Source organism: Sphaerospermopsis sp. FACHB-1094, from assembly GCF_014696195.1.
Taxonomy (GTDB): Bacteria; Cyanobacteriota; Cyanobacteriia; order Cyanobacteriales; family Nostocaceae; genus Sphaerospermopsis; species Sphaerospermopsis kisseleviana.
Map to the genome: position 1 here is coordinate 1 of NZ_JACJPT010000049.1, position 14,568 is coordinate 14,568.

General features: G+C 36.0%; 11 protein-coding genes. 3 read left to right on the forward strand and 8 right to left on the reverse strand.

The window, feature by feature from the left end; translation table 11 throughout:
• Positions 1 to 105: 105 nt before the first annotated feature.
• Positions 106 to 465: a dihydroneopterin aldolase gene (gene folB, locus H6F47_RS15595; protein ID WP_096567706.1), complete on the reverse strand. Its 360-nt coding sequence runs from the start codon at positions 463 to 465 to the stop codon at positions 106 to 108.
• Positions 466 to 571: 106 nt separating this feature from the next.
• On the opposite strand from folB, the gene menD reads away from it, so the two are divergent.
• On the forward strand, positions 572 to 2,296 hold the full coding sequence (gene menD / locus H6F47_RS15600) for a 2-succinyl-5-enolpyruvyl-6-hydroxy-3-cyclohexene-1-carboxylic-acid synthase (protein WP_190649915.1): 1,725 nt from the start codon (positions 572 to 574) through the stop codon (positions 2,294 to 2,296).
• Positions 2,297 to 2,461: 165 nt separating this feature from the next.
• Here the strand turns inward: menD and gloB are convergent, their stop codons facing one another.
• The 6 genes from gloB to H6F47_RS15630 form a co-directional block, all read right to left on the reverse strand.
• The gene (gene gloB, locus H6F47_RS15605; RefSeq protein ID WP_190649918.1) at positions 2,462 to 3,235 is read right to left on the reverse strand and encodes a hydroxyacylglutathione hydrolase; all 774 of its coding nucleotides are present in this window, start codon (positions 3,233 to 3,235) and stop codon (positions 2,462 to 2,464) included.
• Between the two features lie 382 nt (positions 3,236 to 3,617).
• The gene (locus H6F47_RS15610; protein WP_137668178.1) at positions 3,618 to 3,992 is read right to left on the reverse strand and encodes a hypothetical protein; all 375 of its coding nucleotides are present in this window, start codon (positions 3,990 to 3,992) and stop codon (positions 3,618 to 3,620) included.
• 38 nt (positions 3,993 to 4,030) lie between these two features.
• Positions 4,031 to 5,740: an AarF/ABC1/UbiB kinase family protein gene (locus H6F47_RS15615; protein WP_096567714.1), complete on the reverse strand. Its 1,710-nt coding sequence runs from the start codon at positions 5,738 to 5,740 to the stop codon at positions 4,031 to 4,033.
• 374 nt (positions 5,741 to 6,114) lie between these two features.
• Entirely contained in the window at positions 6,115 to 8,289 is a 2,175-nt protein-coding gene (locus H6F47_RS15620) for a Z1 domain-containing protein (RefSeq protein ID WP_190649920.1), read from the reverse strand.
• Between the two features lie 8 nt (positions 8,290 to 8,297).
• Positions 8,298 to 8,846 carry a hypothetical protein gene (locus tag H6F47_RS15625; RefSeq protein ID WP_242027406.1) on the reverse strand — a complete coding sequence of 183 codons (549 nt, stop codon included), beginning with the start codon at positions 8,844 to 8,846 and terminating at the stop codon, positions 8,298 to 8,300.
• 156 nt (positions 8,847 to 9,002) lie between these two features.
• Positions 9,003 to 9,149 carry a hypothetical protein gene (locus H6F47_RS15630; RefSeq protein WP_190649937.1) on the reverse strand — a complete coding sequence of 49 codons (147 nt, stop codon included), beginning with the start codon at positions 9,147 to 9,149 and terminating at the stop codon, positions 9,003 to 9,005.
• A 271-nt stretch (positions 9,150 to 9,420) separates the two neighbouring features.
• Between H6F47_RS15630 and H6F47_RS15635 the strand changes: the two genes are divergently transcribed.
• Positions 9,421 to 9,639 carry a DUF2281 domain-containing protein gene (locus H6F47_RS15635; protein ID WP_187041311.1) on the forward strand — a complete coding sequence of 73 codons (219 nt, stop codon included), beginning with the start codon at positions 9,421 to 9,423 and terminating at the stop codon, positions 9,637 to 9,639.
• A gap of 116 nt (positions 9,640 to 9,755) precedes the next feature.
• On the opposite strand, the gene H6F47_RS15640 is transcribed toward H6F47_RS15635, so the two are convergent.
• Positions 9,756 to 12,338 carry a M1 family metallopeptidase gene (locus tag H6F47_RS15640; protein WP_190649922.1) on the reverse strand — a complete coding sequence of 861 codons (2,583 nt, stop codon included), beginning with the start codon at positions 12,336 to 12,338 and terminating at the stop codon, positions 9,756 to 9,758.
• 520 nt (positions 12,339 to 12,858) lie between these two features.
• On the opposite strand from H6F47_RS15640, the gene H6F47_RS15645 reads away from it, so the two are divergent.
• Positions 12,859 to 14,517 carry a DUF3352 domain-containing protein gene (locus H6F47_RS15645; RefSeq protein WP_096567724.1) on the forward strand — a complete coding sequence of 553 codons (1,659 nt, stop codon included), beginning with the start codon at positions 12,859 to 12,861 and terminating at the stop codon, positions 14,515 to 14,517.
• Positions 14,518 to 14,568: the final 51 nt, after the last annotated feature.

The window sequence follows — 14,568 nt, forward strand, 5'->3', positions numbered from 1 at the left end:
AGAGATGGCAAAGAAATTTTCAAATCTCCTCCTGACTCCTGACTCCTGACTCCTGACTCCTATGCCCTCACGGAAAGACTTTCTCAGCAACCCCTATTTATCTTTTTACCTAGTTCTGGTAATTTCAATGCTAATTTTGCCGTTAAAGTCGGGTATGGGTGCAGCAGGTTTGATAACAATAACTTGTATTTGAGAAACCATATCATTCTGCTGAAGAATAGCATTTGCGATCGCACCTGCTAACCTCTCCAACAAATCAAATTTAGATGTTTTAACTAAATTCTGCACTAAATTAATAACAGTGCGATAATCTACAGTATCTTCAATAGTGTCATTCTCAGTAGCTTGGGAAAGATCCAACCATAACTTCAAATCTACCTCAAACCATTGTCCTAAAACCTTTTCCTCTGGTAAATACCCAATATAGCCATAGCAACTAATTCCTGTTAAATGAATACAGTCCATAAAAATTAGAGTAGAAGTTTTACATTTTAGACATTTTAAATTTTAAATTAAAAAGCCCGATAAACAAATTAAAATTAAAAATTGTCTTATCTCCCATATTGATTTAATGCAGCTTAATTTTAATAATCTTAATCAACTTTGGTCTTATGTTTTAACAGAAACCCTCAAACGCTTGGGTTTAAGTTGTGCTATTTTATGTCCTGGTTCTCGTTCTACTCCCTTAACGGTGGCTTTTAGCAAACAAGCACCAGATATTGAAGCTATTCCCATTTTAGATGAACGTTCTGCGGCTTTTTTTGCTTTGGGAAGAGCAAAAGCAACAGGAAAACCTGTGGTTTTAGTTTGTACTTCAGGGACAGCAGGAGCTAATTTTTACTCTGCGGTAATCGAAGCTAAAGAAAGTCGTGTACCTTTATTAATATTAACTACAGATAGACCTGCTGAATTGCGAGATTGCCATTCTGGACAAACTATAGATCAGGTAAAATTATACAGTAATTATCCTAACTGGCAAACCGAGTTAGCTACACCTGTCGCTAATAAAAGAATGTTAAGTTATTTGCGACAAACGGTAATTCATGCTTGGGAACGTTGCCAATTTCCTACCGGGGGAATTGTACATTTAAATATACCTTTTCGTGATCCTCTAGCACCAATTTCTGATGGTACTGATTTTATATTAGATTGTGAAGAGTTCTTTTCTGGGATAATTGCAACACCATTACCAATTACCAATTATCAATTACCTAAAGAATGGCAAAAATGTCAACGGGGTATTATTATTGCTGGAGTTGCACAACCCAAAGAACCTGAAGAATATTGTATAGCGATCGCTCGACTTTCTCAAACTTTGCAATGGCCTGTTTTAGCTGAGGGACTTTCTCCTGTTAGAAATTACGCAGATTTAAACCCCTATCTAATTTCTACCTACGACATAATTTTACGTAATCAAAACTTGTCCCAAGAATTAACACCAGAAATGGTAATTCAAATTGGGGAAATGCCGACTAGTAAAGAATTACGTAATTGGTTAATTAATGTTAATCCTCAACGCTGGTTAATTGATAGTAGTGCTGAAAATTTAGATCCTTTACATGGAAAAACAACACATTTAAGGATATCTGTAGAAAAATTGGGGAATGGGAAATGGGAAATGGGAAATGGGAAATGGGGGTTTTATTTACAAAAATGGTGTGAAATTGAAGCGCAAATTAGAAAAAATATTGATGAGACTTTTGAAAATATAGAAGACTTAATTGAAAGTAAAGCTGCTTGGTTAATTTCGCAAATTCTACCCCCACAAACACCATTTTTTATTGCTAATAGTATGCCAGTGCGAGATGTGGAATTTTTCTGGAAACCAAATAATTCAGGAATAAAATCATATTTTAATAGGGGTGCAAATGGGATTGATGGTACTCTTTCCACTGCTTTAGGAATAGCACATCATCAACAAAGTAGTGTGATGTTAACGGGAGATTTAGCCCTATTACATGATACTAATGGTTTTTTAATGAGAAATAAGTTAGTTGGACATTTGACAATTGTATTAATTAATAACAATGGTGGGGGAATTTTTGAAATGTTACCTATTGCTAATTTTGATCCACCTTTTGAAGAATTTTTTGCCACTCCCCAGGATATTAATTTTGCCCAGTTATGTGCTACTTATGGTGTAGAATATGAGTTAATAAATTCTTGGAAGCAGTTAGAAGAAAGATTAAAACTGTTACCAAGTCAGGGAATACGGGTTTTGGAAATTAGGACAAACAGAAAAAGGGATTCTCTATGGAGAAAGGAGTATTTGAGAAGGTTTAGTGATGCTTTTTAAACATTGAGTAAACCTGTGAATAAAGTGTAAGTAATCAGTAATCAGCTAATAACAGCAAGAGGAAAGATTCATAATTCTTAATTGCATAAAATTTATACACTCCTGATTTTTCTCTTGTTTTCTATTTCAGTCTTTAAAGCTGATAGCTGACTGCTGAATACTTACTTAAAATTTGTCTTTCATTGCGCGAATTTTAGCAAAAGTTTGTACAGGATCTTTACTATTTACAGCTAATTGTAACGAAGGATGATCCCAGCGTAAAAACGGATTTGTATTCTTTTCAATACCAAGCAGAGAAGGAACAGTAGCTTCCTGACGCTGACGCATATCTGTTACTTCTGCAAATCGCTTTTGTAAATCCGTGTTTTCACTATCAACTGTTAATGCAAAGCGCAGATTACTTAAAGTGTATTCATGGGCGCACCAAACAAGGGTATTATCAGGTAAAGCCCGCAGTTTGCTTAAAGAGTCTACCATTTGCGCTGGTGTACCTTCAAACAAACGACCACAACCACCAGCAAATAAAGTATCACCGCAGAATAATTCTCCTGTCTCACCAGGTGTTACAGGAGGAAAGTAGTAAGCTATATGAGCGCGGGTATGGCCGGGTACAAAAAATACTTCTGCTGTGCGATCGGCAAATTGTACGCGATCGCCTTCTTGTAAAAATACCTGTTGTCCAGGAATCCTTCCCCGATCCTCAATTCCAGCATATACTGTCAATTGGGGGAATTTTTCGATTAACTCCAGATTAGCACCCACATGATCATGATGATGGTGTGTGTTAAAAATTGCTACTAAATTGCATTTTAGTTGTGCAAGTTGCTGTAAAACTGGTTTAGACTCCGCTGGATCAACAACAGCAGCAATATTATGCTGTAAATCGTACAGCATAAATATATAGTTGTCAGAAAGTGCTGATAGTCGGATTACCTGCATTGCTTTCTTTACCTCCCACACACATGGATGCTTGATATTGATCATTCATAACTATAGCCTATTTAGAAGTTTTGAATTGAATCAGGTTAGTCAAGTCAATTGCTAATGAGACAAGAGAATATGAACAGATTAAAAACCTAATTAATTAAAATTCGTGTTAAAGTTCGTGAAAAAGCAGATTTTCAAGTTCAGGCAAATGCACAAGTAATTAGACTTGATAAAGGTGGCAGCAAAAAGTTTTTCGTTAGTAAAGGAAATAGGGAGATGGGGAAGAAAATTTTAGATTTTAGATTAGATTTGACAAAACAATCCAAAATCCAAAATCCAAAATCCAAAATCCAAAATCCAAAATAAATAACTCCTGACTCCTGAATTATTGTTATTAAGACCAAGAATCCAAATCTAAAGATTGCATTCCTCGACTGCTGACAAATTCCAGCAAACTACCTAACTGAAACCAAACAAACACACAAGTTCCCAAACTCAAAGGTAAACCAATACCCAAAGCTAGGGGAGAGGGAAAACCAAATATTTCTAAACCAGAAGACATAAATAAACAAACGCCTCCCGTAATACCAATAAATGGTACTAACAATTGCTTTAAAGAAGCACTAGATTTAATAGGTTCTTGATTGTTATTTGGCCATTTTTGGACAATTACTTTTAATGTTCCTGACAAAGCAAAACCAGAAGTTAAAGCCATGAGGAAACCAACCAAAAGCAAGATATAAGGAGGTTGCAGAGGATAATAATACATGAAGACTCCTGATTTTTATGCAAATAATTTAAACGTTGTTACTGTTTTTCAGTAAACGAAATTAGAGATGTTGCTTTTGGCAAAATAGCTGCTACACTTTCTCTCGATAACTCGGTTAAAATGCCTACAGCTACATTTAATAACCGATTTGGCGGTAAGTCATCTTTGACTAAATCCCACAATCTTTGTACTTCATCAGTGTGTAAACGATCATCTTCAGTTAATGCTAAAACTAACTGACGACGTAAAAATTTACCTTCTTCCGATAGTAAATACTGTAAACCCATTCTGGCTGTTGGAACAACATCAAATTGCTGATCAGTCCGCGCAATGGAAATCAAATTCTCTAAACGCTGCCATTGGAATTTACCATCTTTAAATAGCACGTTCAATAACCGTCGTCTTAATGCGGGAGATTCACCAGTTAATAACCGTCGTGCTATGTAGGGATAACCTACTTCCACAATTTTAAAATTGGGGTTGAGGGTTAAAGCAATACCTTCCTGTGTCACCAAAGAACGAATAATTAAAGCAAACTTAGCGGGAACTCGGAAAGGATATTCATACATCAATTCCGAAAATTCATCGGTAATGGTTTTAAAGTTAAAATCACCGACGTTTTTACCAATGGCATTTCCCAGAACTGCTTCTAATGCTGGAACAATGGGAGCAATATTTGTTTTTGGAGCGAGGAAGCCCAATTTTACAAAGTCTTCCGCTAAGTCAGTATAATCTTTGTTGACAAGATGTACTAAGGCATCTACTAAGGTTTCCTTTGTGGTTTCCTCCAACTGGTCCATCATGCCAAAGTCGATGTAAGCCATGCGACCATCGGGAACAGCAAATAAATTACCAGGATGGGGGTCAGCATGGAAAAAACCATGTTCTAATAATTGTTGCAAACCAGAAGTAACACCAATCTGGATAATGGTTTCGGGATCTAAACCTGCTTGGCGAATGCTTTGGATATCTGTGAGTTTAAAGCCGTTAATCCATTCTAGGGTTAAAACACGGTTACTACTATAACGCCAGTAAATAGTTGGTACTTTTACTTGGGGGTCATCACGGAAGTTGGTGGCAAATTTTTCCGCGTTCCGACCTTCGTTCATGTAGTCTATTTCTTCAAATAACTTCGTGCCAAACTCGTCGACGATTAATGTGAGGTCATGGCCGAGATTGAGGGGCAACCAAGGACTCAGCCAAGTTGCTGCCCAACGCATTAGATATAAGTCTTTTGTAATTACTGGACGCAGGTGCGGGCGTTGTACCTTGACTGCTACTTCCTCACCAGTGATGAGACGACCCCGGTAAACTTGACCTAAACTAGCCGCAGCCACTGGTTTCGGGGAAAGTTCGCTAAATATCTCGTCAATGGAACGGTTGAGTTCAGTTTCAATAATGTGTTGCGCTAGGTCATGGTCAAAGGGTGGTAACTGGTCTTGTAGTTTTACCAGTTCCTCTAAAAAGTCTTTACGGATCAAGTCTGGCCGAGTCGAAAGGGCTTGACCCACTTTAATAAATGTCGGACCGAGGTTTGTGAGCAGTTGTCGCAACTGGGTAGCTCGTTTACCCTTATTCTGCTCAACTTGGTTTTGCCATTCATCCCATTTGAGGCTGAGTAGAAAGCCTGCAAAGGAGAAGATGATTCTCAGTAGTCTGCCCCAAGCTAACCAGGGACGGTAACGATAGTAACGAGCGATCGCTTCTGGATTATACTGCTTTAGTTGAGCAGGTTGATACTGACCCACGTCTTTTTTTGCCTCTACAACTGGGAATTTGAGAATTTTCTGACTACTTGATTGACAATTTACTTGTTGCTCAAGTGTATTGTTGGTTTTTGATGGAAGCTATAGATAAACTCAACCTATCTTGAATGTTGAGATTAGTTTATGTTTTTCTTAATTATACTTTATAAAAGTACAAACTTTTGTCTCTTAGCGAGAGTATTTTATTATTTCTTAATGTTTGATGCGGTATAATTTAGTATCAAATCTGACATTAAATATCTTGAAAATCCGATCCCATACAGGTTAGTTGATGGGGAAGGGAAGTTTTGGGTTAATCGGTTCAAATTCTTTCAGGTAAACAACTGCAAATGTAAAAACAATGAAATTCACAGTAATTATTCATCATCCTCATCATAATTAAACATAAACACAAATTTTTGTCTTGGTAAAACTAGCATAGGTAAATATATAGGATGATCATCCCAACCATTTATTTTTTCACATTTTTGATAGCAAATAATTAAAGTTGGTACATCAGGATATCTTTTTTTAGCATAATTTGACCAATCACCATTACCAAATCCAAACTTCCATTTAAAAGGCTCTTTTCTTGCCATATCTAAACCTTGTTTCTTGTTTTTTCGACCTCTACGAACATTTAACCTTCCTTGAGTTAAACCTTTTGATTTAATATCTGTTAGTGCTTTAATTATGCGTTTATTTTCCCATTCTTCAGAGGGTATGTAATAACTTTTAGTCAGACTGATAACCTGAATCATCAAATCTATATCTACTTCATAATATGTTTCATCATCTTGATAATCAATTAAAAGATTTTCAATTTTGTGAAAATTCTCCTTAATGTCTTCTTGTTTATACGCTGGATTTTGGGGAAAAATCAATTTCCCCGGTTTTAAGACATTGATAGTAGAAGGATCTAAAACATTAGAACGAGTTGGTTTAATAGTCCCTCCTATCCAAACAGGTTGAATTTTAATATTATGAATATCATCTCCTATTGCTTGACGTATTGCTTCATCTGATTCATGAATTGATTGAAAAGACTCAAATATATGTTGTGCTAAAAATAGACGAGTGATATCCTTTAAATGTGGACGATAACCATACATTCTGGCGTGTTGATGAACTGTATCCATTAATTTTTGTTTTGCATCACGTCCATAGTATGTCACCATTAAACCTTTAATTGTCACACCTCTACCTAATCTATTACCACCAATTAAAATATTCATCCCAGGATTATAATTAGGTTCTTTATCGGGATTATTAGCATTAATAATTTTAGGTATTGCGCGTCTTAGTTGGGTTTTTAACTCTTCTATAAGTTCATCTAGTGGGAGTATTTTTTCAGCCGTTTTTTGTAATTCTTGATATGCTTTTTCTAACCAATTAACTGCTTGCTTATAATCGGTAAATGAACTTTGTTTACGAATCGCTTTATCTAAATTGATGACAAAATTACTAATTAATTTTTCTAGGTTTGTGTGAATATCTTGCTTATAACAAATATGAATGAGAAAAGAATAAGTTCCATCTTCATCAACAGATAACATTTTGTATGTCGCACCCAAAAAGAAACAACATAACGCAAATCTTAATCCTTCGGGAATTATCCATTTATTACCAGGGTTAATTAAACTTTTTTGTTTTTTAATTTCGTTAATTTCATCATCATCAATAATTACACAATGTTTAGTATTATCTGAAAAAAATAAATCTCCTCCCATGTAACTATTCCCTGGTTCTGGTAATGCTGCACAAAATTGTGGTTTACAAGGATTAGATAATTTTTGTAATAATAAACTTTGGGGAGTTGCGGTAATTTGCACATAGATATGATTAGGAATTTCTTCACGAATTTCTCCGATTTGTGCAAAAGTAGAACTGTCAGCAATTATATCTTTACCTTGTTTTGCTTGTTTTGCTTCATTGGTATTTAAACTAGCATTGTCAGCTTCATCATCAAAAATCAATGCAGGGAATTTCTTAATTTTGGCTGTTTTTAAAACGGTCAATAATCTTTTTAAGTGAGAAACATTTTTTGTGGTTACTAAAACCACTCCTGTATCTTTAATATAGGGTATAACTTTAGTTTTTGCAAAATCAATAGGATCTTTTTTCCATGCTTCCCAGTCAAAAATAACAGGACCTCCTGGAATTTGATTATTAAATCTGTTAGCTGTTTGTTCTCCCAACCATGTATTGTTAGATGTAAGGACAATAAAACAACGAAAATTATTTTCATGTGCTAGTGCTAAAGTGGCAATTGTTGTATTAGTTTTCCCACTTTGAACTCTTCCATAAATTAATCCTGTTGTTCCGTTAGGAATGGGATCTAGTCCGTGATAAATTTGACTAACTAAACCTGTACTATTTTCTCCAACATCACCAAAGCCAAAGTTTTGGGAATAAACATTCACACAATTTTGAACCACCTCAATTGCAGTTTCTTTAAGTTTATGAGCTTCAGTTACTCCAATTTGTTTTTCTAATCTCTTGATTACTTTATTAATACAAGATCCTGAAGTAATAATGTTATTATTTTTCATGATTATTTTTATGCTGATAGAATTATGTTTGGCCAATTGTTTTGTGGTACTGTACGTTCTAAGGGTACTCTTCCCGTACCTTTTACGTAATAACTACCCCTTGGTTCTCGTTTCACAGAAATACGTTGACTAGATAAACCATTATTTAGGTCAAAAAGACTAGATAATTGTTCTTCAGATAAGCAACAAATACCATCACGATGACAAATCAAGGCTATAAATAATTGCACATTGGGATATGTTTCACGAAAGTTATGAATAGCCATTTCTTCTTGTGGGCTAAAAATAAATGACCATGAAGAAGTAGGTTTTTTTGAGATTTTAAATAAAATAGCCGATTCTTTATTTGTAATCTGGACAAGATACAAAGATGAATGAATCGAAGATAAATAATTAATAGATACATTTGGGATTTCTTTAAGTAGACGTAGAAAAGCCGCACCTTGTAAAAACTCTAGATCATTAATGCTCATGGGTGTTTTGATAGATAATATATACATTGTAATCCATTTGACAAGTTTTAGGTAAGAGCGATACTTATGGTAAGCTAACGCCATTTTTCCTGAAAAAAGCAAGCGAGCGCCAAAAATATTAATTTCTCTATTAAGTAAGTCGGCACGAAAAAACCAAGTTATGTAACAAAATGTAAAATTGCTAACAACCTCTTCCCTTCTGCCTCCTGCCTTGCCATAAGGACAAGTTTTAACGCCTACCTACTTACGTTGAACAATCAGTAACCGGGATTTGTTCAGTAGTAATTCTTCTATAGCTTCCCATTGTCCATCACGAAAATCTGCTGTTGGGTTACTCAAAGCCTGACGCAGTAAGATTAATGCTTTTTGTTTCAGGATGCTGGTCATATATGCTGACTATCTGTGTATCATCTTATGATAGCATGAAATATGACCAGCACTATTGATATAGAAGTGAACTTTTAAACGAACTTAGTTTAGGTAGTATGTATAGCAGATCGCTGTTTTGGAAAGCTAGGAGTACGTGAACGGTAGCTTACGTAAGTTTAGCTTTTTCACCACTTTTGATTTTGCCTTATCCCACTTCCTCTGATTCATATAGAATAGAGATAATATTCAGATTTATTATTCAACACTTCTTGTCAGAAAATTACTAATCGTGACTAAACTAGAAATAGATCAATTACAGTCTAATTTGACTAAATATCTCGACTTGGTGATTAAAGGAGAAAAAATTATTATTACACAAGATGATAAACCAGTGGCAGAAATTTCCCCAATTCAACGACCTTTGAAAAGAGGTAGTGCTAAAGGAAAAGTGTGGATATCATCAGATTTTAACGAACCTCTCGAAGACTTTAAGGATTATATGGAATGATTTCATCACATAAGCGATCGCTCAAAATTGAAACATACAAAAAAAGACATTTTTACTTCTGAATCCTGTCAGGGTTTAGCACTGCTAAACCCCTATTAATAATGTGTATTATCCTCCTAATTTCCCTGCTTGGACTTGGCCTCCAAATTTTCTAACCGACTTTTTAACTCCTGATTTTGTTTTTTCAATTGATCCAATTCTTCCCGCATTTGTTTCAAACTTTTTTCAGTCCCAATATTTCTTTGTACTTTAGGAATTTCTTCCTCAGCATAACGTCGCACCCTACCATCAGGAGTTTGATCAGCTAAACTTTGTAAAATCCCAATCGCTTTGGGAGTTTCCATTTGTCCTAAAGCTGTCACCACCGCTACTTGAGTTAAAAAGAATGTCTCTTTCGCTATTTCTGCTAATCGGTCTAAAATTCTTTCTATATTAGCTGGACTTTGACCTACAGAAATTTTACCTAAAGCGCGAATCGCAGATAAACGTAATGCTTGAGAAACGCCTAATTTAGTGTATTCCAACAAGACATTTAAAGCATTTTCCGAAGTTTTAAATTCTGCTAAACCACCAATAGCACCACTTCTAACTACTTCATTCCAACCTGCTCTTTCTTCTAAAACAGATTTGAGTAGTTTAATCACTTTTTCTTCGTGGGGTTTATCATCTAAATTAGCAGCAGCAATTGTTCCCAAACTCCGACAAGCAGCAGCTTCTACATAATAGCTTTTGTCCCCATGCTGTACCAATTCTTTGACATTTTTATAACTAGCATGAGTTTTGATTTGAGATAAGGACTCTACCACAGAACGACGGACAAAAGGATTATCATCATGCAACCCAGAAACTAAACCATCAAAAACTTGATCTAATTTAATTTCCGTTAATTGTTTAGCAACTTCTACCCGCACACCCCAAAAAGGATCATTTTTCAAAGCTGCGGATAAAGCTTTGACAACTTCCAAACCGCCTTTTTTCGCTAATGCTTCTGCTGCATAAATCCGAGAAATAGGATTTGGATCAAATTCCAACTGTGCTTTTAACTCTGGTATGGGATATTCTAAAACTACGGTTTTGAGATAATTATTACCCACATCAAAACTAACAAAATCGGGCTTTTCTGTTAATGGGAAATAAAAACTTTGTTCCCGTTCATTAATGCGGACATTAAAAATCTTTAAATCAGTATTTTGCTGTTTATAACCAAAACCAATGGGGATTTTCAGATCAAATAAATCCTGATCATCACTAGCTTGGGTTTGAGTAACTGTCACCTTTGCTAAGTTAGCATCACCATCCCAAGAATAAGCAACTTTAAAATCAGGATGTCCACCACGATAAACATATTGATCAAATAAGAAAGCTAAATTTCTACCTGTTGCTTTTTCAATTGATCTTAATAAATCTATGGTTTCTACAGTTTGATGAGCATGATCAACAACAAAAGTTTGGATAGCTTTCCAGAATAATTCTTCTCCCAATTCTGCACGGATCATGTGATAAACACAAGAACCTTTTTCATAAATATGGCGATCGTAAAGTTCAATCGCTTCACGGTAAACATGAGTTACCATTGGCCGACGGTAGCGACTACTATCTTCACTTAAATAACTGCGAGCTTCCGACAAGCGATAATAAGCAGCATCATCCGCACCATATTCATGTTCAGTCCACATTACCTCAGAATAGGAAGCCATTCCTTCCTTAATCCAAGCATGGGACCAATGTTTAATTACCAGTAAATCACCAAACCATTGATGTGCTAATTCATGCACTACTAAACTTTCGGTGTTGCGGTTGTCTAATAATGCTCTTTCATCCAACAAACAGCGATCTGTTAACAGCGTGGTAGAGGTATTTTCCATCCCCCCAAAAATGAAGTCATCCACGCAAACTTGAGCATATTTGGGAAAAGGGTATAAATAACCATACTTTTCACTCAAAAATGCGATCATGCGGGGAGTTTTACCCATGCTGCGGTTAGCGTCTGCTTCCCTAGCTTTTTCTACGTAATATGTAACAGGTTTACCTTGCCATTGATCTTTTATTTCCGCAAAATCACTTACAGCTAACGTCATCAAATAAGTAGGATGTATTTGCTGTTGAGACCAATGGTAAATTTTATAGTTTCCATCATCTAAAGTATCAATTAATTCACCATTAGAAATTGCCACCAGTGGTTTAGGAACACGCACCCGAATTTCTGAAGTTGATAACTGTCCTGGATAGTCAAAACAGGGAAACCAATAACGAGAATCTTCGTCTTCTCCTTGAGTCCAAACTTGGGTAGGTTTGTGGGGGTAGTGCTTATCTGGTTGGATAAAATAAATACCTCTTTGGGGTTTTTCCACAGAATAGGCGATCGCTATCAACAACCTCTTACCAATTTGCGTAGGTTGAGATAATTGAATACACAGTTTTTCCCCGTCATAGTCAAACTTTTGTTCAACCTCGTCAACCTGTACAGATTGGATATTTAAATTTACAGCGTCCAATGTCAACCTATCAATATTATTACGGATTGGCAATAGGCGAATGCTACAATTACCATTGTAACTTTGGTTGGGAATATCCAAACTGAGGTTCAGAAAAATATGCTCTACCTGTCCCGGTCTATCGGGATTATAATGTGGTTTAGCCCCCGGCAATTCAAAAGATTTGTGTCTTGCTTTCTCTGTATCAAAATAAAATTGCAACATTGTTTATTACTGACCTTGTAATCCTGAAACTGTCATAACAATAGCGATCTGTAGATGCCTCTCCCAAATCAAAATGGTAATTTGATCAGGATTTTCTCTGGGATGTAATCAATTAAATCAATTGTCTCATTTTGCTACCCAGTGTCCAAGTCTTGATCTCATCTGAGATTCTGCAGGTTTGCATCATCGGGACAAGAGTTTCTAGCATCACACAGTGATGGCTTTCCATCGATTACAAATACTAACAATTATTCTTATAGCTTAGAATAACTTGTCATTCAGAATCTGACTACTTTTTGCATATCAAATTAAGATAGCATTTACGGATTTACTCTAGACTCCATTGAAGTCTTTTTGAGAGCAACGACAAAACTATTTTTGTATGTAAATACCAATCGTCTCAGTAAGTTCCGCTAAATTAGTCAAAATTGCTGAAAAGTCCCAAAACCCCACTATTAATTTTGTATCCATAGCATCTGAATCATACTTTTCCTATTTTACGCAACAAAGGACAATAACAATGCCTGAAAGCAAATCAAAATTTCTAGTTCCCGCTATTAGCACGGCTATAGTTGTTGTGGGAGGTATAGCTGCTTACGTATATTTGAAAGCACCCTTGGGTGATACTTCCAGCCCCATAAGCAGTGCTAAAGTAGTACCTGCTAATGCCTTGATGGCAACATATGTTAACACTGATCCCCAATCTTGGGATAAGTTACAGCAATTTGGCACTCCACAAGCGCAAGAAATATTAGCAAAAATTCTACAGGATATCAATGAAGAAATATTAAATGATAGTAATATTTCTTACGAAACAGACATTAAACCCTGGATCGGTGGTGTGATGATTGCTGTACTGCCACCCACACCTACTACACCTAATCAGTCAACTCCATCTGTCCAGCAAGAGTCAAATATTCTGTTAGTATTGGGTATCAAAGATAAACTCAATGCTTTGAATTTTGCTAACAAATTAAAAGAGCAAAAAAACACACAAATTGAAGAATCAGACTATAAAGGTCAGAAAATTATTGGCAGTAAAAATAAAAGTAAATCAACTTATGTTACTGTACTAAACAATACTCATATATTGGTAGCACCAGAAAAACAAACTGTAGAAAAAGCGATTGACACCTATAAGGGAGAACCTTCTTTTGCTAGTAAAGAAGGAGCAAGTAGCATTTTAGCTAAAGGCGTAGATGTTGAAAACAGCCTGGCTCAAATTTATGTGCCAGATTACGCCAACATGGCACAACAATTAGCAGCTTTCAATACTCAAGGTAGACCATTGCAGCCGCAAACTTTGGCACAACTCCAGCAAGTAAAATCCCTAGTAGCTGGTGTTGGTGTTGATGATGCTGGACTGCGGTTAAAAGCGGTTGTTAACTTAGATCCCCAACTGAGTAAATTTCAATATCAAAGCACTCCAGCTAAAATAGTAGGACAATTTCCTAGTGACACCATTGCTCTAGTCACTGGGCAGAATATAAATCGTAGTTGGCAAACCTTCTTAGAACAATCAAAAGATTATCCTGAATTTAAGCAAGCAGTTGAACAGACTCGCGGACAACTCAAACAATTTGTCAATATTGATTTAGACAAAGATATTTTTAGTTGGATGGATGGGGAATTTGCTTTTGGTGCGGTTCAATCTAGTCAAGGTGGGTTAGCAAATGTTGGTTTTGGGGGAGGGATGGTATTTGATACGAGCGATCGCAAAACAGCGGAAACCACTTTCACCAAACTAGATGACCTCGCCAAAAAGCAATCATTCAAGGTAGTTCAAAGAAATATTGCTGGTAAAAATATCACAGAATGGCAAATTCCCTTTCAAGGCGCTTTAGTATCACATGGTTGGTTAGATCAGGATACCGTATTTGTAGCTCTTGGTGGACCTGTTGGCGAAACAATAGCAGATAACAAAGGTCAAACCCTGAATAATAGCGACACCTTTAAAACCGTAACTGGTTCTTTACCCAAACCCAACGGTGGTTATTTCTATCTAGATATGGATAACACCACCTCTGTAATTACTCGTTTTGCTACCGCAGGTCAACCCCTACCTCCTGATATCAGTGCTATCCTGGGTTCTATTCGTGGTTTGGGTGTCACTGTTCATAGCCCCAATAAATCTACTGCTCAAATGGAAATGTTGTTAGCTTTAAAAACCAGTAAATAAGGAGGCAGGAGTCAGGATAATAAGAATAAATTTCTTCCCTATTCCCTATTC